Genomic DNA, 20,007 nt, shown 5'->3' on the forward strand with positions numbered 1-20,007 from the left:
TCAGCAATAAATCTAATCACAAATTAAAGAAATATAAAATGCTTACCAATTGGAAAATCAAAGATTTGACTTTAGTTGGTTTTTCTATTCCAACAGTTTTAATGATTGGTTTTAGTGTCATGGTGTATACAACTTCCAATCAAATATCACTAACGTTTAGACAAGTAGGTATTTCACAAACTGCTCTCACTGGGAAAAGTCGGATGTATATCGATCTGATCAATATGGATCGCAGAATTCGCAGATATGCACTGGACTCTCAAATAAATAAGGATGCTTTAGAACTATATAACAAAGATGAACGTGACTTTCAAGAGGCATTCGAGTTAGTCAATAAAACTATAGAGAACCTCAAACAAAAAGAAAGACTAAAAAATATGTACCAAGTTTATATTGTTTACAATAATTTCAAGGACGACTTCGTTAACAATCCCCTAGCCACAACAGATAAAAATAATGACATTCAAGAAGCTTTTTTACAAAAGTCTAAGACGATTGTCGAGGAATTTGAAAAAATAAGTAATGAATTTGAAGTGAATGAGAATCAAATTATGGAGCAAAGTATAAACTCGACTAAATATGCTTTGTTTTTTCTGAGTTCATTAACTGTAATTGCATCAGTATTATCATTATTAATTGCGTTTGCTGCGACTTTTTTCATTGCCCAAGTTTTGGCTAAAAAAATTGGTAAAGCTGTGGAAGTAGCAGACAAGATTTCCGTTGGTGATTTGACACAAACTGTTGTTGAAGATACAACTAACACTAAAGATGAGGTTGGTCAACTTCTCACAGCCTTTCAAAATATGATCCAGAGCCTGAACAAACTTATCCGTCAAGTACAACACTCTGGTATACAAGTGACTTCTTCAGCAACTCAAATAGCAGCATCAGGCAAACAATTGGAAGCTACAATTACTGAGCAATTAGCTTCTACTAACGAAGTTACAGCAGCTGCCAAGGAAATTTTTGTGACTTCTAAAGAACTGGTGAAAACGATGGAAGAAGTGGCAGGAATGTCACAAGCCACAACTAGAGCAGCTAGTGATAGTCAAAAAGATTTACTACGGATGGAAGCTACCATGCGCCAACTAGTAGAAGCCACTAATTCCATAGCTGCTAGACTTGGGGTAATTAGTGAAAAAGCTAACAATATTAACAATATTGTTGTCACAATTACGAAAGTGGCAGACCAAACTAATTTGTTGTCTTTAAATGCTGCGATTGAAGCCGAAAAAGCTGGAGAATATGGCTTGGGTTTTGCCGTAGTAGCTAGAGAAATTCGCCGACTAGCAGACCAAACTGCCGTCGCTACCTTAGATATTGAGCAGATGGTGAAGCAGATGCAATCCTCCGTTTCTACAGGCGTGATGGAAATGGACAAGTTTGCTGCGGAAGTGGGGCGGAGTGTAGAAGACGTTGCCAATATTAGTACTCAGGTGGGGCAAATTATCGACCAAGTACAATATTTAGCACCACGTTTTGAAGCAGTAAATCAAGGTACAGAAATACAGTCTCAAGGAGCGCAACAAATTAGTGATGCGATGGTGCAGTTGAGTAGTAATTCAGTGCAAACAGCCGATTCGCTACGGGAAATTAATAGTGCGATCGCTCAACTCAATCAAGTTGCTCAAGGATTACGTCAAGAGATTGCCCGCTTTCAGGTGAAAACAGAATATTCTCGTTTAACTCCTCAGCAACCAATCTAATCAACAATTGAGGAAATATCTCAAGACTTTTACATCATCAGTAAAATCTAGTCTCTGAACTAAGCTACCTACTTAATAATTTGTTTAAAAATAAAAATACAAACTGTTCATCTTGTTTGTGATTTGGGAATTTTAAGAGATGAACGCGTTTTACAGCAACAAAGGAATAGTAGGATATCCAAATGTTCAAGAACATGACGTTGCAAACACGGTTGATCGCTTCATTTTTATTCATAGGACTGCTTGTATTTACAATGGCCTTGCTGGGATGGTTCGTTACCAATGAGTTAAATCATTCAATTAACGAACTAACTTTGAATAACATCCCCAGCTCGTCCGGGGTATGGAAGATTAAGGAAGGTCAGACACAAATTCAATCGGCAGAACGATTATTATTTAATCCTGAAATTAATGTTAGTGAAAGAGAGAGTATAATCACTGAAATCCAGGACGCTTGGAAACAGATTAACGAAGGTATTGCACAGTACGATGCAACTCCATCCGGACCAGAAGAATTAAAAGAGTATAACTTACTTAAAGAAAAGTTGGAAACTTGGAAAAAAGTTCATGAGCAACTGTTAAACATTGAGCAACAGCTAAATCAAAATGGAATTAAAAATCCTTGGAAAAAAGAACTTGAATTAATCAGAGACAAACAAGAAAGATCGCCTGAATTTATTAATATTAAAAGGACATTTGAATTACGCAATCAAGTAGATCGTGAGGTAAAAAATAATGAAGAGCCGTTATTTAAAATAAGTAGGGATCAAGTAAAAAAACTTTTGAATATTAATGAAGCTTTGATATCAAATACACAAAAAGAAGTCGAACAGAATGTGACTCGTAGCATTTTCTGGATTTCTGTGGGAATTGCCATTGGCCCGATAACTGCGATTATTCTTGGGTTTGTAATCGCAAGGCAAATTGCATCTCAGATTTTTGGTGTTATTAGGGTTGCAGAGCAAATTTCTCTGGGAAACTTAACAACTCAAATCGCGGCTGACTCCAACAGCAAAGATGAAATGAATAGACTCTTAACTGCTTTCCAAACCATGACTCAGAATCTCAACACTCTGATTCGTAAGGTACAGCATTCAGGCATACAGGTTACTTCTTCAGCGACTCAAATAGCAGCTTCAGGTAAACAATTAGAAGGGACGCTTATTGAGCAAGTAGCTTCTACGAATGAGGTATCTGCCGCTACTAAAGAAATTTCCGCTACCTCTAGAGAATTAGTCAGTGCAATGGAACAAGTTGCAACCATTTCCCAAATTACAACGACAGCAGCCAATGATAGTCAAAAAGATATACTGCGGATGGAAATTACCATGCGCCAGTTAGCAGAAGCCACTAATGCGATCGCAGCTCGATTGGGAGTAATTAGCGAAAAGGCAAATAGTATTAATAGTATCGTTGTCACAATTACCAAGGTGGCAGACCAAACGAATCTGCTATCGTTAAATGCGGCGATCGAAGCCGAAAAAGCTGGCGAGTATGGCTTGGGCTTTGCTGTAGTTGCTAGAGAAATTCGCCGACTAGCAGATCAAACTGCCGTTGCTACCCTCGATATTGAGCAGATGGTGAAGCAGATGCAATCGTCAGTCTCTACAGGTGTGATGGAGATGGACAAGTTTGCCGCAGAAGTAGGGCGGAGTATAGAAGATGTTGCCAGCATCAGCATACAGGTTGGGCAAATTATCCAGCAAGTGCAAGACCTGAATCCGCGATTTGAGTTTGTTAACCAGGGTATGGAAACCCAATCTGTGGGAGCGCAACAAATTAGTGAGACGATGGCGCAGTTGAGCAGTACCTCAGTGCAAACTACAGATTCCCTTCGAGAGATCAATCATGCCATAACCCAACTTAACCAAGTTTCCCAAGGATTGCGTCAAGAGATTGCCCGTTTTCAGGTGAAAACAGAAGACGCAATACCTCTAATTCACCAATTCTCTTGAGCAACCTTTATGAACTCGATCGCTACGCCATTAAATATTGAACGTTGTTGGAATTTTATCGGCATTGAGGGCGATCGCTCCTGTCCCCAATTAGCCACCTATACCCATTGCCGCAATTGTCCTGTTTATTCCACTGCTGGACGCAATTTACTAGAGCGCTCCATCCCGGAAAATTATCGCCATGAGTGGACTCAGTTACTAGCTAAATCTAGAACTGATGAAAATTCCCAGATATCCCATACTTTACCCACAACTCAAACTCTGACAGTTGTGATTTTTCGTTTGCAACGGGAATGGCTAGCGCTTTCTGCCCAAATCTTCAAGGAAATGGCGCTTCCGAGTGTGATTCATACTCTGCCACATCGCAGCAACGAAATTTTGCGGGGATTGGTAAGTATCCGAGGCGAATTACTATTGTGTATATCTTTGAGCCATTTGCTGAATCTAGAAGTTGTCGATACAGCAGTAGAAACACTAAATCCAGTGGTATATCCGCGGATGGTGGTGTTAGAAAAGGCAGGTAACACTTGGGTATTTGCTGTAGATGAACTTTATGGAATACACCGATTTCATCGAGATGAATTACAAGATGCACCTAAAAGTCTGACTCAAGGAACTCAAACCTATACGAAAGGATTATTTCACTGGCAACCTGCGGTATCACAAATCGAGCGATCTGCCTTTGGCGGCAGCGCTTCGCTAACGCACAGTGTCAGCTATTTGGATGATGAATTGTTATTCACCACCTTGGCTAGGAAGGTGCAGTAATCAAAAACCTAACCCCACAACCCCTCTTCCCTACTAGCGTTGCAGGGTGGTTTCATGCGGAAAAAGAAAAATACATAAGTCTTGATTTTTCATGTATAACCATAGATTTTGACCCCTCTCCAAACCTCTCTCCGCTTCGGGGAGAGGCTTTGAAACCCAGTTTTAGTTTTTTTCTCTCGTTGTATGAAACCACCCTGCTCTTCCCTACTAGCGTTGGGGGAGCTAAACTCCCCTCTCCGCACTTCGTGCCGCTACGCGAACGTAGGAGAGGGGTTGGGGGAGAGGTTCTTCCAGGATTAATGAATTGGCGTTCTAGGAAGGTGCAGTAATGTTAGAAGAATTTGATGTCAGCAATCTTTCCTTGCTGGATTTATTCAACATGGAAGTCAAAGCCCAAGTTGTGGTAATGAATGATTGTCTGTTGGCACTGGAGACGAAACCCGATCCCCAACAAGAACTTGCAGCCTTAATGCGGGCAGCCCATTGCATCAAAGGCGCTGCTCGAATTGTCCAAATCGATCCGGTTGTCAACCTTGCCCACGTCATGGAAGACTGCTTTGTGGCGGCTCAAGAGGGAAAAGTTACCTTAACTGCCGATCGCATTGATGTATTGCTGCAAGGGGTAGATATGCTCCTGAATATCGCTGAAGTATTTACAGCCAACCCAAATTTGCAGTTGTTAGAAGATGTTGGTATTCAATCGTTAGTGAGTGCGATCGCTAATATCCTAACTCCAGAGGCAACCTCTACAGAAATTCATCCCCTAATAACAACAGCGCAGTTAGAAGACAACCAACAGACAAACCTTATTTCCCCATCCCCATTAGAAGAACTGGGCATCACCCAAAATCGGGCGGTGCGAATGAGTACTGATAATTTAAATCGCTTGATGGGTTTAGCAGGAGAGTCTTTAGTTGAGGCGAATTTATTAGAACCATTTGCTAACTCTTTGCTGAAACTGAGAAAGAATCAGGGGGAATTGTCCAACCTGCTGGAGAAGTTACAGGAATTATTGAGCAACTATCATCTGGATCGGCAAATTAAGGAAACCTTGAGTGCAACTCATCAAAAAGCTAACGAATGTTACCAAATGATGAGCGATGGCCAAAACCAACTAGAAAAATTTTCTCAGCGTTCTGCTAACCTTGCCCATCGCTTATATCAAGAAGTTATTGCTACCCGAATGTGTTCCTTTGCTGATGGCGGACAGGGATTTCCGCGAATGGTGCGCGACTTAGCAAGACAATTAGGTAAACGGGTAAAACTGGAAATCTTTGGTAAATCTACTTTGGTAGATCGAGATATTCTAGAACGCCTAGAAGCTCCATTGACTCATATCTTGCGGAATGCGATCGATCATGGTATTGAAACGCCCCAGGAGCGTCTAGCAGCCGGAAAGCCAGAAGAAGGAATTATTCGCATTGAAGTTGCCCATCGCGCCGGAATGCTGTTTATCACCGTTGCAGATGATGGGCGGGGAATCGATATCGAGTTTTTGCGCCAAGTTGTCATCAGCAAACAATTGACAAACCCGGAAATGGCTACTCAACTTACCGAAGTTGAGTTGATGGAATTCCTGTTTTTGCCTGGTTTCTCCACAACCCAGACTGTCACCGAAATTTCGGGTAGAGGTGTCGGATTGGATATAGCCCATAGTACAGTGCGAGAAGTTGGCGGAACGCTGCGGGCGGTTTCTGTCTTGGGAGGGGGCATGATCTTTTACTTGCAGTTACCCCTGACGCTATCTGTGATTCGCACCCTGTTAGTGGAAATTGCTGGCGAACCCTATGCCTTTGGGCTAACACGCATTGAACAGGTGTTGATATTATCCAAATCTAAGATTGCTGTATCGGAAAATCGCCCATTTATCGTGATGAATAATCAACCTGTGGAGTTGATTATGGCAAGTCAAGTTTTAGAGTTACCATCACCTGCGGTAAATATAGAATCGTTATCAGTGATTGTAATTAGCGATCGCCTTAATCGTTACGGATTAGTTGTAGATCGGTTTCTCGGTGAGTGCAATTTGGTTGTCCGACCCTTAGATCCCCGTCTTGGTAAAGTCCCTAACATTAGCGCCGCCGCCCTCATGAATGATGGTTCGCCAGTGTTGATTGTCGATGTCGAAGATTTGGTACGTTCCATTGCCAAGGTTTTTTCTAGCGGACAACTTTCTCAGGTAAATCAGTCTGCTCATCAGGCAGTTACCAAAACCTACAAGCGAGTGTTAGTAGTAGATGATTCGATTACTGTGCGCGAAATGGAGCGCAAACTGTTAGAAAACAATGGTTATAAAGCTGAAGTGGCGGTTAATGGTATTGATGGTTGGAATGCAATCCGCAGCGGCGATTATGACTTAGTGGTGACAGATATTGATATGCCCCGGATGAACGGCTTTGAACTCACCAGCCAGATCAAAACTCATGCCAAGTTGAAGCAAACACCCGTGATTATCGTTTCTTACAAAGACCGAGAAGAAGACCGATTGCAAGGCTTAGAAGCAGGTGCAGACTACTACTTGACTAAGAGTAGTTTTCATGATGACACTCTGTTAAAGGCGGTGATTGATTTAATTGGAGAGGCATAAACCAATTTTAGATTTTGGAATAAATCTTTTGTAGAGACGGCGATTTATCGCGTCTCTTGATTTATCGCGTCTCTTGCCTTAACCGAACTTATTTATTGTGTCAACTTTAAATTTAGAAATAAACCTTTGACAATCCAAAATCCAAAATGGTATAGCCTGTGAGAATTGCGATCGCTAACGATATGTTCATGGCTGTAGAGTCACTACGGCGGGTTCTGGTAAAAGTGCCACACTACAAGTTGGCGTGGGTTGCTTACGATGGTGCGGAAGCTGTGAGCAAATGTGCAGCTGATACTCCCGACTTGATTTTGATGGATGTACTAATGCCCAGCATGGATGGAGTAGAAGCTACACGGTGCATCATGAGCCAATCTCCCTGCGCTATTGTGATGGTGACAGCTAGCGTTAATCGCTATGCAGCCAAAGTTTTTGAAGCAATGGGCTATGGAGCCTTGGATGCCATCAATACGCCAGCCTTGGGTGATGATGGGCTACTAAATAAAATTGCCGCGATCGCTCAATTAATTGGCAAATCTTCACATCGGCGATCGCTGCCTATCCATCGCCCAGAATCACTTCCACCGCTAATTGTTATTGGGGCTTCCACTGGTGGCCCCCAAGCATTGAAAACTATTCTCTCGCAATTTCCCCAAGATTTTCCGGCGGCTGTAATTGTTGTTCAGCATGTAGATGCTCAATTTGTCCAAGGTTTTGCCGCCTGGTTGAATGAGCAAATTCCTCTGCCTGTGCAATTAGCGATCGCAGGAAATCCACCACAGCCCGGTAAAGTTCTGATTGCCGGCACAAATCTTCATTTGGTAATGCGTCCCGACCTCACCCTTGGCTATGACAAAGAACCACTAAATTATTTCTACCATCCATCAATTGACGTTTTCTTCAGGAGTGTAGCTAAAAATTGGACTGGAAAGGGCGTTGGCGCGTTGCTGACGGGTATGGGTCGAGATGGCGCTCAAGGCTTAAAACGATTGCGCGAATCAGGTTGGCACACTATTGCCCAAGACCCTAAAACTTGCGTCGTCTATGGAATGCCGAAAGTAGCAGTGGAATTAAAAGCTGCGGTGGAGGTTTTACCTGTTGAAGCGATCGCTTCAACCTGCATCAAATTTACTGCAAAACACTGAATCAACAAAAATCGGCGGGAATCCCATCCCAACAACAGGGGTGTCCGGGATAGCCACCCGGCGATTTAGTCATTAGTCATTGGTACTAATGACTTCGATTTCCCCCCGGCTTGAAGCCGAGGGATAAGTTAAATAGTGATTTATTATACTTTTTCTCTTAAAAATATATGTCTTAAAGCAGATACTTAAAACACCTTTACAAAGTATTGCAAAACACCAACACACTCAAATACTGAGATATAATTGCGACAATTACAGACTAGTAGATTTAACTGACTAGTTTGTAGTATTGAAAACAAAGACCTATTTAGAGGTGCTAAATGAATCTGCAAGAAACAGCACTCTTAGAAATATCTCCAAAGACAGCAAGATTATCACCAAACTGGAGTCAACCACAAACTCCACAAGCTGCGCCGTTTATTCTGGATGCTAAAATATCCACAGTGAGGCTTTTGCTAATTGACGATCAGGTAATTATCAGCGAAGCCTTCCGTCGGATCGTTGCGACAGAAACAGATATTTCCCTTCACTACACAAGTAATCCAGCTAAAGCTATTCAAGATGCGATCGCCATAGAACCAACGGTGATCTTTTTGGATATGATCATGCCAGATATCGATGGATTAATGTTACTGCGTTGGTTTCGCTCTCATCCAGTAACTCGTGATATTCCCATCGTTATGCTATCCAGCAAAGAAGAAGCAAAGCTTAAAGCCGATGCCTTTACTGAGGGTGCAAATGATTATCTCATCAAGTTACCTGATGCAGTTGAGTTAATTGCCCGTATTCGTTATCATTCGAAGGCATACAATAACCTCAAAGCACTCACTACTGCAACTGCAACTGCCCAACTTCAAGCACAACAATTAGAAAATACCTTACGTGAATTAAAAACTACCCAAGTTCAATTAATCCAGACAGAGAAAATGTCTAGCTTGGGTCGAATGGTCGGAGGTTTAGCCCATGAAATTAATAATCCTGTGAATTTTATTTATGGCAATTTGAACCACTTGAATAACCATGTTAACTGTCTTTTAAATTTAATTGAACTATATCAAAAAAAACATCCTGAATCACATTTTTCATTGCAAGATGAGTTTGGTGATTTTAACCTTGATTTTATCGTTGATGATTTACCAAAAATTCTTTCATCCATGAAGATAGGTACCGATCGGATTCGTGAGATTGTTCTCTCCTTAAGAAATTTTTCTCGACTCGATCAGTCAGAGAAAAAAGCTGTTAATCTTCATGAAGGTATTGAAAGTACTTTATTCCTTTTAAACCATCGGCTTAAACAAAAAATTGAAATTATTAAAAAATATGGGAATCTTCCACTAGTTCAATGTTATCCAGCACAACTGAATCAAGTATTCATGAACATTATTGGTAATGGCATTGATGCTTTACTAGATCTAGATGAACAGATCCAAAAGCAAATTGTGATTAAAACTGAGGTAACTGAATTGTCAACAGTTTTAATTAGATTTATAGATAATGGTTATGGAATTGATTCCGAAATCCAAAGTAAGATATTTGATCCTTTTTTTACAACTAAACCTGTTAACAAAGGAACTGGACTAGGTTTAGCAATTAGCTATCAAATTATTGAAAAACATCGGGGAAATATCCAGCTAAAATCTGAACTTGGCTATGGAACAGAATTTGCCATTGAAATTCCCATAGCATTACCAGTTAATGATTTCAGTACGATTCCTGCATAAGAAGTCAGAATGGAAGACGCTCGCGGACTCGCTCTAAGCGAAGCCATGCCGTTCGCGTTAGCGTCTCTGAAAGAGAAGGCTTTACGCTGCGCTATCAGTGGGTAATTTAGCGGAAAATTTTTAACGGAGGTTTCCGACTATCAAAACTTTCCAAGAGAGGCCCACAACAGACCAAAGACCACCAATTTTTCTTGTTTTGTGCGGTGTTTTACTGTTTATTTGTTCACAAATCACTAACAGGACTTCTGAATCTTGAGGATTGACGCCTTTATCGTAAATAAAAAGGTTTAAAACAATTGCGTTCAGTCGAGGTTTAAATCACCATCTGAACGCCAAGAGAGACCGTAGGTAAAATGTCTTTAACTTTGAATTATAAATTATGAATTATTATTCTGCTGTATATCACAGAATCTTGATTATGAATCATTTGCTACCGCTTGCCTGTATGGGATGAGTAACGCTAGTCTTAAAAGAAATCTTGCTCAGCAAAACCCTCATCCAAGAAGTCTAATAGGAAGCTACAATGGCAATTCCAAATAAACATGTAAAATCTAATATTGATATTTTAGATAATAGACGCACCCAAACTCGCATCCAAGTTCGCATCCCTAAAGAGTTACATGAGGAACCAGTCATTTCACGACTGGTTTCTCACTATGGTATTACTGTAATTATTGCTGATGCTCAGGTAAGCGGAAACGTCCCAGAATATAGTTGTTTCGACTTGGAACTACGAGGAACAACTTCCCAGATTGAAAGCGCCTTAACCTACTTAGATGAACTGGATTTAGAAGTTTTGCATCAATCCATACCTGAAGAAGATGGTTGGTAAAATTGAGTGCTGAGTTCTGAGTACCGAGTGCTGAGTAAAAACACTCAGCACTCAGCACTCAGCACTCGGTACTGAGTTTATGCCATTTGATTTTCAATCGCCCACCGCGCTAGTTCAGTGCGGTTATGGAGATTGGTTTTGCCCAACATATTGGACACATGGCTTTCAACTGTACGCTGACTAACATTTAGTTCTTCAGCAATTTCACGATTAGCTAAACCCCTAGCAACAAACTGGACTACTTTCAGTTCAGTTGGAGTTAACTGCACATCAAAGGGAACTTGGATGCGGGAACCGTTTTCGCCTCCTTTTGCTTGGTGTTCTTTCCAACGGATAGTTTGTTTCAGCGAGGATTCAACTTGGGCTACGAGTTCTTCTGGTTCAAAGGGCTTGACCATATAAACATCAGCACCTTTGTTCAGACCCTTAACTCGGTCTGCACTTTGTCCCTTAGCTGAAAGGAAAAGAACCGGAATCCAACTGGTGCGTTCGTTTTGCCGGACTTGTTCCACAAAAGTATATCCGTCCATTTCCGGCATCATCACATCGCAGATGATCATGTCTGGAACATCTTGCTCTAAAATTTCCAGAGCTTCACGTCCATTTTCGGCGGTGATGACTTCATATCCCCGGAATTCTAAGTAATCCTTCACCAGCAAGATGAGGTTAGGGTCATCATCAATCAATAGAAGTCGTTTGTGATCTTTCATGCTGGGCTCTTTCATAGCAGTGGCACTTGTCGCGCTTCGGTCCATCAAGGTCTTGAATATTTATCCTCTATGGTGGTTTATTTCGAGATGTTGTCCTTTTTTGCTTTTTCCTACTTAACTTGCCTTTGCTGTCTCGAAGCCTCAAAAATGCCGGGCATTTTCAAGAGACTAGTAGCTCGATAGCAAAAGTCCAGCAAGGATACGTATAGCAGTAGTATCTATAATGCGCTATTATATATCGCTTTGAAAGTGGTGGGGTAAAAAACACCGATTAAATAATAATCCTTCTGACTTACAAGTAAGTATTGGCTTAAAGATGACCCTACCTCAAAACCAACCCGCACTTTCTTAAAGCTTACTGCCATACCATATCCTTCGGTTGTTAAGCCTCTATTGAGATGTTCACAAGAAACCAGGGATGTTTCTGGCAAAGGGTGGGTTAAAAATGCATATTCTTCTACCACCTTATTGCCTATTATGTGTTCTTGGACGATCCGCTCAATGACTTCTGGGTTTGCTTGGCGATACCAGACCCCATCAGGGTAGACCACCATTATGGGTCTAGAACAACAAATCTGCAAGCAATTGACTTTAGTTTTAAAGATGCAAATGGGATAACTAGTTTCTTGCTGCTTGTGGAGTTTTAACTCTTTAAGTCGCTTTTTTAAGTATTCCCAGGATTCCAGACTAGCTTTTTTTGAGCAGCAGTTAGCAATTGTCTGGTCAGCACAAATAGAAATATGCCGCTGAATTTTTGCCAGTTCTAAAATTTGTACACAATTACTCGGGGCTTCATGTTCAACAGACTTGGTAGTTTTGGGGATTTGATGGCTAGATTTGATTGCTGTATTGTTAGTCATCGAGCGGCTCCCTGATTACAGTTCTATAACAATTTCCAAGCTTTGCAAATAAATTTGACCATATAAAAATATTCGTAACTTCCGGAACAAAACCTGAAAAATAAAAATAAATAAGCATTTATACTTAAGTACACCGATGATCTGCTAGTTCGGGAACCCGTACTCAAGGAATTCTTGCCATTGGATGCTGTTTTTCGGTAAATTAGCACTCAGGAGTCGAGAGTGCTAAAGTCCGGAGAAAAACATTATGGCAGCTTTATCTCTAAGCGTTTCTACAGTAAAACCTTTGGGCGATCGCGTTTTTGTAAAAGTGAGTGCCTCTGAGGAAAAGACCGCAGGTGGTCTGTATTTGCCCGATACCGCCAAGGAAAAGCCCCAAGTAGGGGAAGTAGTCGCCCTTGGTCCTGGTAAGCGTAATGACGATGGTGGCCGTCAGGAATTGGAAATTAAAGTCGGCGATAAGGTGCTGTACTCCAAGTACGCTGGCACCGACATCAAGCTCGGCACAGAAGAATATGTACTGCTTTCTGAGAAAGATATTTTAGCAGTCGTTATCTAATGGTCATTGGTCATTAGTCATTAGCCAATGACAAAGGACAAATGACGAAGAATAAAAGACACAAAGGACAACTAACAATTATGGCAAAGCGCATTATCTATAACGAAAACGCCCGTCGCGCCTTGGAACGAGGCATTGACATTCTGGCTGAGGCTGTAGCTGTTACCCTCGGTCCCAAAGGTCGTAACGTAGTCCTAGAAAAGAAATTTGGCGCACCGCAAATCGTCAATGACGGTGTAACCATTGCTAAAGAAATCGAATTAGAAGACCATATTGAAAACACTGGTGTAGCTCTGATTCGTCAAGCAGCTTCTAAGACCAATGATGCTGCGGGCGATGGCACCACAACTGCTACCGTTTTAGCTCATGCGATCGTCAAAGAAGGCTTGCGGAACGTTGCAGCTGGTGCTAATGCAATTTCCCTCAAGCGCGGTATTGACAAAGCTACTGGCTTCCTCGTAGAAAAAATTGCTGAACACGCTCGTCCAGTGGAAGATTCCAAAGCTATTGCCCAAGTTGGTGCCATCTCGGCTGGTAATGACGAAGAAGTCGGTCAGATGATTGCTCAAGCAATGGACAAAGTGGGCAAGGAAGGCGTTATTTCCCTAGAAGAAGGGAAATCTATGTTCACCGAGTTGGAAATCACTGAAGGGATGCGCTTTGACAAAGGCTACATCTCTCCTTATTTCGCTACTGACGCTGAGCGGATGGAAGCGGTTTTTGATGAGCCTTTCCTACTGCTGACCGATAAGAAAATCGCTTTGGTACAAGACCTCGTACCAGTGTTAGAGCAAGTAGCTCGTGCTGGCCGTCCTTTGGTGATTATCGCCGAAGATATTGAAAAAGAAGCTTTAGCAACCTTAGTAGTAAACCGTTTACGTGGTGTACTCAACGTGGCTGCTGTTAAGGCTCCTGGTTTTGGCGATCGCCGCAAAGCACTACTAGAAGACATCGCTGTTTTAACTGGTGGTCAACTAATCACCGAAGATGCTGGTTTGAAGCTAGATAACACCAAGCTGGATAGCCTGGGTAAAGCTCGCCGCGTCACCATTACCAAGGACAGCACCACAATTGTTGCCGAAGGTAACGAAGCTGCCGTTAAGGCTCGTGTGGAACAGATTCGTCGTCAAATCGAAGAAACCGAATCTTCTTACGACAAAGAGAAATTACAAGAGCGTCTTGCTAAACTCTCTGGTGGTGTTGCTGTAGTGAAAGTTGGTGCAGCAACCGAAACCGAAATGAAAGACAAGAAACTGCGCCTAGAAGACGCTATCAACGCTACTAAAGCTGCTGTGGAAGAAGGTATCGTTCCTGGCGGTGGTACAACTCTGGCTCACCTGGCTCCTGAATTGGAAGTTTGGGCGAAGAGCAATCTTAAGGATGAAGAGTTGATTGGTGCTTTGATTGTCGTTCGCGCCTTACCTGCACCACTGAAGCGGATTGCTGAAAACGCTGGTCAGAATGGTGCTGTGATTGCTGAACGCGTGAAAGAGAAAGAATTCAACGTTGGTTACAACGCTGCAACAAACGAATTCGTCGATTTGTTAGAAGCTGGTATTGTTGACCCTGCGAAAGTGACTCGTTCTGCTCTGCAAAACGCTGCTTCGATCGCTGGCATGGTGTTGACAACCGAATGTATCATAGTTGACAAGCCTGAGCCTAAGGATGGCGCTCCTGCTGGCGCTGGTGCTGGCGGCGGCGGCGACTTCGATTACTAATACTTTGTAGTTACATAATTTGTTAAAACGGCTGCTTCCTTTATGGAGGCGGCTGTTTTTTTGTCACGCAGAGGCGCGGAGGGGAGGAAGAGGTGAGTTATGACAACGCTTGTAAGTATTTAGCTGAACAGTATCCGGCTGATTTTGTGCGTTGGTTACTTGGGATAGAGGTGCAAGAAATTGAAGTCTTAAAAACGGAACTCACGCTTGAACTAATTCGCGCGGATTCTGTGACATTTTTGCAAGCAGCTAACCAAATTTTGCACATTGAATTTCAAACTTTGGCGAAATCTAATCCGGCGCTTAATTTCCGAATGCTCGATTATTCTGTGAGGTTGAAGCGTCAATACCGTTGTCCTGTAGTGCAAGTGGTAATATTTTTGCAGGAAACTACAAACGAAATTGCTTTTATTCAAGAATATCGGGACAATACGACGATTCACCAATATCAAGTTGTTCGTCTTTGGGAGCAAGATTCAACACTATTTTTAGCTAATCCGGCGCTGTTACCTTTAGCAAGTTTGACGCGAACTGAGTCGCCGCAAACTTTACTGGCACAAGTCGCTGAACAAGTCGCTACAATTCCAGATAGGGAGGAGCGACAAAATATCGCGGGTTGTGTAGAAATTCTAGCGGGTTTGCGGTTTGACAAAGATTTAGTTCGGCAATTTTTACGGGAGGATATTATGAAAGAATCTGTAATTTATCAAGATATCGTTCAAAAGGAAGCGTTCAAATTGATAAGTCGTCAGCTTAAACGGCGTTTTGGTGATATTGATGAATCGTTAGTTGAGCAGGTTCGGAATTTATCTGCTGAACAGTTGGAAAATTTGGGAGAGGGGTTGTTAGATTTTTCCGAAGTTGCTGATTTAGTAGCTTGGTTAGAGCAGCATTAATAAGCTTAATGAAATTGTGAAAGCTACTATTTTATGGAGCGGTTGTTTTTATTTTAATTGCACCCTAAGTATAAAGAGAAGTTAATCTAGAGACAACTGTTTATAAAAGTAAAAATCTCTGGATCTATGTCACTGTTAACAGATGCTTTAGACAGAATTCTAAATTGGTTGCAGCAAAACAAACCCTCTTATGCTTTTTCTCTGCAACCAGGATTAGCTTATGAAGAAATTGAAGAAAAAGTTAAAAACTTGCCCTTTACCTTGCCAAGAGAAGTTTATGAACTTTACCAATGGCGGGATGGTATGCGTATATGTAAAGGAGAAAAAATAGCGCAGTTTTTTCATGGATACACTTTTCTTTCCCTAGAAGATGCAATTGATGAATACAACCAGCTAATAGGGTTGTGGGATGATCCTGAACTTGATTATGAGTGGGATAAAGATTTAAATGAAGAATTAGCTGAAATGGTTGATATGACAAATGGATTTATTATTCCAGAACTAAATAAAGAAGAAAATGAATTACAAGTAGAAATTCTTAATGCTGATATTTGGAAATCAGATTGGTTTCCTATTTTTTATCATGACCCTCAGTCATATATAATTGTTGCTTGTAAACATCAAGATTTTGCATTCATTTCACAAATATATCTACAGACGATGGAACATGGAGAACCAAAAACTATTTTTAATAGCCTCACAAACATGATGTTAGATATAGCAGAACGCTGTGATACAAGTAAATAAAATAGGGTTACTTTCAGAATTAAACCAGATTTCCTGACTCCCTGCGGCTTGACGATGAAACACAAAGCCAAAGGTTTTTAAGATTTTGATAATTTGTCTGTAGCTAAACCCAGCTAGCCGTCCCATGAATTGACTACTGACCTACAACTAAAGGATAGTTAAATTGTTCAGCTATTGGTTGCAAATAATCTAGTTCTTGATCCTGAGATTGTGCTTCTAATAACTTACGCGCTACATCACGAGCAATTTCTAAAGTTTCAGCAACAGTCCTTCCTTGAGCTACTAAACCTTGAAGCTCATCAGATGTTGCTAAATAAACGCCTTCAGGTAATTTCTCAATGTGGATGTTTAGCAATCTTTCCATTATTGTATGTAGATGTTACTGTTTAGAGCGGTTTAATTGTTATGATATCGCTTTTCTGAACTACAGCGATGTCTACGACGGGCTACGCCTACGCACTCACTTCTACTTTTCCATCAAAACCCATGAGCCAAATTAATCCTGAAACAACTCCCTTACATACCTTAAACCCACTCAATCGATTTTCTGATAGAGCAGAGGCTTATGTAAAATATCGACCAAGTTACCCCGCAGATGCAATTGATATTGTCTTGGAAGGATTAGGTGAAAGTTCACAAATCGTAGCAGCAGATATTGGTGCAGGTACGGGAATTTCTTCAAGATTGTTAGCTGAACGAGGAGTTAATGTTATCGCCATAGAACAGAATGCAGCGATGCGAGAAGCTGCTAAACCACATCCTTTAATAGAGTTTCGTGATGGAACAGCAGAATTTACCCAACTACCTGATAATTTCGTTGATTTAGTTACTTGTTTTCAAGCTTTCCACTGGTTCAATCCCGAACCAACTTTATTGGAATTCCACCGTATTTTAAAACCATCAGCACGCTTGGCTGTAGTGTGGAATAACCGAGATAAAGAAGATACGTTAACTACAGAATATAGCCGAATAGTCCGCGAAGCATCCAACAATCACCCAGCAGAATCACGGATGCAGTCAGTAGAGCCACTGTTAGTAACTCCCTATTTTATTAACATCCGCGAATATACTTTTACTTATAGACAACAGTTAGATTTAACTGGACTGATTGGTAGAGCAAAAAGTGTTTCTTATCTACCTAATGAAGGCTTGGCATACAAAAAACTTATTGACAATTTTCAGGAATTGTATCAGCGATTTCGTGATGAAAGTGGTTTTGTGTACCTAGTTTATTCCACTAGCGTACATCTGGGTGAAGCAATTAATTAAATGATCTCCAACTCACAAGCAGTAGAAGGTTGGCATGGAAAACTTAATTTAGTCTATGCCGATCGCCACGATAAAACCCAATTAATTTACGATCGCCAACAAGCACCCCTGAAGGTACAACGCCCATTTTATCCAGAAGGGAAAAAGGTTTGTCATAGCGTCATTTTACACACAGCTGGGGGAATGGTGGGAGGCGATCGCCTTTCCTCTAATATCCACCTCCAAACCCAAGCCCAAGCCTTAATCACCACGGCTGCTGCAAGCAAGATATATCGCAGCAACGGCTTACAAGCTAGACAAACCATTGAAATGCAAGTTGATGCTGGTGCTTGTTTAGAATGGTTACCGCAAGAGACAATTTTATTTAACGGTGCGATTTATCGGCAAGATTTACGGGTAGAATTAGCAACCGAGGCTAGCTTTTTAGGCTGGGAAATTACCCGGTTTGGTCGCAGTGCTAGGGGAGAAAAATTTTACCTTGGAGAATGGCGATCGCACACAGAAATTTGGCAGCAAGGTGTTCCTTTGTGGATTGATCGCCAATATTTACCAGGTAGTGAAGATGTTTTTCATAGTTCTCACGGCTTGGCGGGAAAACCAATAGCAGGTAGTCTAGTTTGGGTTGGTGGTGCAATTTCGGCAGAAATTGTAGAAAAAACGCGCAATTTATGGCATGGGGAAGGAGAAGTGGGTGTTAGCCGATTACAACATGGATTATTGTGTCGATATCGCGGTACTTCTACATCTGAGGTGAGAAACTGGTTTATTGATGTTTGGCAGCTGCTGCGAGTTTCTTTTTTGAATCGTGGTAATTGTATACCAAGAGTGTGGCAGGTTTAAACGAACCGCAGAGGCGCAGAGAACACAGAGGAGGAGGTAAGAATGCAACTTACGCCGCAGGAAAAAGATAAGCTATTAATTTTTACTGCTGCTTTATTAGCAGAAAGACGGAAAGCAAGGGGTTTAAAACTGAATTATCCGGAAGCGATCGCTTATATTTCTGCTGCTATTTTAGAAGGTGCAAGGGATGGGCAAACTGTAGCTGAATTGATGAGTTATGGTACAACACTATTGACGCGGGATGATGTCATGGAAGGGATAGCAGAAATGGTACATGAAGTGCAAGTTGAAGCAACTTTTCCTGATGGTACAAAGTTAGTGACAGTACATAATCCAATTCGTTAATTTTTGAATTTATTATGATTCCTGGAGAAATTATCACACCAGCAGGTGAAATAGAACTAAATGTTGGTCGTCCAACTGTAAAATTGCAAGTGTCAAATACAGGCGATCGCCCCATACAAGTCGGTTCTCACTTTCACTTTTATGAAGTCAACACCGCCTTAAACTTTGACAGAGAACAAGCACGAGGAATGCGCCTTGATATCCCCGCAGGAACCGCAGTTCGCTTTGAACCAGGCGACGAAAAAGAAATAACTCTAATCCCCCTCGTTGGTACTCGCCAAGTCTACGGCTTCAACGCCAAAATCAACGGAAACCTCTAAAAACCTCCGCGTACCTCTGCACTTCCCTCAGCGTCCCTACCCTGCGGGAAGGCGAAACGCCTATGCGTTTAAAAAAATTTATTGAATAGGTTTAATTTCAAACTCTAATTTACGTGAGTTCGACGAACCTAAAAAGCCGCAGCAGGCAAAGCAGGTAAACCTTTAGGGTTAATATCTAAAGAAGGTTTTTTCTCTTGGTAGGTGTAAGCGACCAGTCCAGCTAAAAGGTTAACCATAAAATTGAGTACACTGCGGTGTCTTGAGTGTTCGACTTGGCAAATGTTCTTAAGTTGGTCATTGACCGACTCAATTACAGCCCGCTTACGGAGCAAGATTTTATCCATCAAGGGAACCAACTTATTTTTCATATTTTTTTTGAGCTTTGTGATTAGCTGTAAACCTCGCTCGTAAAGCTCCTCAAAAAGTTTGTGTGAAATATAACCTCGATCACCGAACAATTTACCAACAATATTTTGTGTCATATCTGGAACTGGCGCACGGTCGTCAACATTAGCTGAGGTCAGTTTAAAAGCGATTAATTCCCCCTGTTCATTGATAATTAGGTGTAATTTGAAACCAAAATACCAATCAACAGAATTCTTACCCCAATGAGCATATTCCTTAAATACCTTGTGTGAGGTTGCACGACACTTATGGCAAACACTAATCGGAGTTGAATCAATGAAACTAATCCCAGTAGTATTTCCTCGACGGCTGTGTAGATAACAACACAATGCCATTAGACTCCAAGGCATGATTTCAACAAATCGGTTGTAGCTGACTAGATTCGGGAAGGCATTCTTCCAATGAGGTAGAACTTGCAATGTATAAAAATCTTTAAATGTGCGATACCCAGATCCATGAAATGCAATGACGATAGTCATGATCTCGCTCAAACACATTCGACACTTGCTTAATTTCTCTCCTGCCATCTGCGGTAGGTGTGCTTCCTTCCATCCTGATTCAAAAATTTGGCAGAAGTCGTCTAAGTCGCAAAAAACGTTTGTGATATCCAAGCGAGATTGTAGATAC

The 20,007-nt window shown here is 41.4% G+C and carries 19 protein-coding genes; 15 read left to right on the forward strand and 4 right to left on the reverse strand.

Features of this window, described 5'->3' with window-relative positions:
- The first annotated feature begins 38 nt into the window (after window positions 1–38).
- The 7 genes from ACFG4S_RS22565 (at window position 39) to ACFG4S_RS22595 (ending at window position 10,711) form a co-directional block, all read left to right on the forward strand.
- Complete coding sequence (locus ACFG4S_RS22565) at window positions 39–1,706, forward strand: methyl-accepting chemotaxis protein (RefSeq protein WP_392531227.1); 1,668 nt, start codon at window positions 39–41, stop codon at window positions 1,704–1,706.
- Between the two features lie 182 nt (window positions 1,707–1,888).
- Window positions 1,889–3,661 (forward strand): methyl-accepting chemotaxis protein, encoded by a 1,773-nt coding sequence (locus ACFG4S_RS22570; protein ID WP_392531228.1) that lies wholly within the window; start codon window positions 1,889–1,891, stop codon window positions 3,659–3,661.
- Between the two features lie 9 nt (window positions 3,662–3,670).
- Window positions 3,671–4,429, forward strand: coding sequence for a chemotaxis protein CheW (locus ACFG4S_RS22575; protein ID WP_392531229.1), 759 nt, complete (start codon window positions 3,671–3,673; stop codon window positions 4,427–4,429).
- A gap of 328 nt (window positions 4,430–4,757) precedes the next feature.
- Complete coding sequence (locus ACFG4S_RS22580; RefSeq protein ID WP_392531230.1) at window positions 4,758–7,016, forward strand: response regulator; 2,259 nt, start codon at window positions 4,758–4,760, stop codon at window positions 7,014–7,016.
- A gap of 158 nt (window positions 7,017–7,174) precedes the next feature.
- Window positions 7,175–8,158, forward strand: coding sequence for a chemotaxis response regulator protein-glutamate methylesterase (locus ACFG4S_RS22585; protein ID WP_392531231.1), 984 nt, complete (start codon window positions 7,175–7,177; stop codon window positions 8,156–8,158).
- A 320-nt stretch (window positions 8,159–8,478) separates the two neighbouring features.
- Window positions 8,479–9,879, forward strand: coding sequence for an ATP-binding protein (locus tag ACFG4S_RS22590; protein WP_392531232.1), 1,401 nt, complete (start codon window positions 8,479–8,481; stop codon window positions 9,877–9,879).
- A 523-nt stretch (window positions 9,880–10,402) separates the two neighbouring features.
- Window positions 10,403–10,711, forward strand: coding sequence for an NIL domain-containing protein (locus ACFG4S_RS22595; RefSeq protein WP_392531233.1), 309 nt, complete (start codon window positions 10,403–10,405; stop codon window positions 10,709–10,711).
- Window positions 10,712–10,788: 77 nt separating this feature from the next.
- Here ACFG4S_RS22595 and ACFG4S_RS22600 read toward each other — a convergent pair whose 3' ends face one another.
- On the reverse strand, window positions 10,789–11,466 hold the full coding sequence (locus ACFG4S_RS22600) for a response regulator transcription factor (protein WP_012407592.1): 678 nt from the start codon (window positions 11,464–11,466) through the stop codon (window positions 10,789–10,791).
- 173 nt (window positions 11,467–11,639) lie between these two features.
- Window positions 11,640–12,281: a ferredoxin gene (locus ACFG4S_RS22605; RefSeq protein WP_392531234.1), complete on the reverse strand. Its 642-nt coding sequence runs from the start codon at window positions 12,279–12,281 to the stop codon at window positions 11,640–11,642.
- A 247-nt stretch (window positions 12,282–12,528) separates the two neighbouring features.
- Between ACFG4S_RS22605 and groES the strand changes: the two genes are divergently transcribed.
- The 4 genes from groES to ACFG4S_RS22625 all read left to right on the forward strand — a co-directional run bounded on the left by groES (window position 12,529) and on the right by ACFG4S_RS22625 (window position 16,201).
- On the forward strand, window positions 12,529–12,840 hold the full coding sequence (gene groES / locus ACFG4S_RS22610) for a co-chaperone GroES (RefSeq protein WP_392531235.1): 312 nt from the start codon (window positions 12,529–12,531) through the stop codon (window positions 12,838–12,840).
- Between the two features lie 80 nt (window positions 12,841–12,920).
- A complete protein-coding gene (gene groL, locus ACFG4S_RS22615) occupies window positions 12,921–14,558 on the forward strand; it encodes a chaperonin GroEL (protein ID WP_392536057.1) in 1,638 nt (545 codons plus the stop codon).
- 92 nt (window positions 14,559–14,650) lie between these two features.
- Entirely contained in the window at window positions 14,651–15,454 is an 804-nt protein-coding gene (locus tag ACFG4S_RS22620; RefSeq protein ID WP_392531236.1) for an Rpn family recombination-promoting nuclease/putative transposase, read from the forward strand.
- A gap of 126 nt (window positions 15,455–15,580) precedes the next feature.
- A complete protein-coding gene (locus ACFG4S_RS22625; RefSeq protein WP_392531237.1) occupies window positions 15,581–16,201 on the forward strand; it encodes an SMI1/KNR4 family protein in 621 nt (206 codons plus the stop codon).
- A 133-nt stretch (window positions 16,202–16,334) separates the two neighbouring features.
- Here ACFG4S_RS22625 and ACFG4S_RS22630 read toward each other — a convergent pair whose 3' ends face one another.
- On the reverse strand, window positions 16,335–16,565 hold the full coding sequence (locus ACFG4S_RS22630; RefSeq protein WP_100898366.1) for a type II toxin-antitoxin system HicB family antitoxin: 231 nt from the start codon (window positions 16,563–16,565) through the stop codon (window positions 16,335–16,337).
- A 122-nt stretch (window positions 16,566–16,687) separates the two neighbouring features.
- On the opposite strand from ACFG4S_RS22630, the gene ACFG4S_RS22635 reads away from it, so the two are divergent.
- From ACFG4S_RS22635 to ACFG4S_RS22650, 4 genes are read left to right on the forward strand one after another with little or no spacing between them, the layout of a single operon-like run.
- Entirely contained in the window at window positions 16,688–17,470 is a 783-nt protein-coding gene (locus tag ACFG4S_RS22635) for a methyltransferase domain-containing protein (protein WP_392536058.1), read from the forward strand.
- Entirely contained in the window at window positions 17,471–18,310 is an 840-nt protein-coding gene (locus ACFG4S_RS22640; RefSeq protein ID WP_392531238.1) for an urease accessory protein UreD, read from the forward strand.
- A 42-nt stretch (window positions 18,311–18,352) separates the two neighbouring features.
- Entirely contained in the window at window positions 18,353–18,655 is a 303-nt protein-coding gene (ureA, locus tag ACFG4S_RS22645; protein ID WP_392531239.1) for an urease subunit gamma, read from the forward strand.
- A 14-nt stretch (window positions 18,656–18,669) separates the two neighbouring features.
- A complete protein-coding gene (locus ACFG4S_RS22650; RefSeq protein ID WP_392531240.1) occupies window positions 18,670–18,975 on the forward strand; it encodes an urease subunit beta in 306 nt (101 codons plus the stop codon).
- Window positions 18,976–19,103: 128 nt separating this feature from the next.
- Here the strand turns inward: ACFG4S_RS22650 and ACFG4S_RS22655 are convergent, their stop codons facing one another.
- On the reverse strand, window positions 19,104–19,991 hold the full coding sequence (locus ACFG4S_RS22655; RefSeq protein WP_392535975.1) for an IS982 family transposase: 888 nt from the start codon (window positions 19,989–19,991) through the stop codon (window positions 19,104–19,106).
- Window positions 19,992–20,007: the final 16 nt, after the last annotated feature.

It is taken from the genome of Nostoc sp. C117, from assembly GCF_043099735.1.
GTDB lineage: Bacteria > Cyanobacteriota > Cyanobacteriia > Cyanobacteriales > Nostocaceae > Nostoc.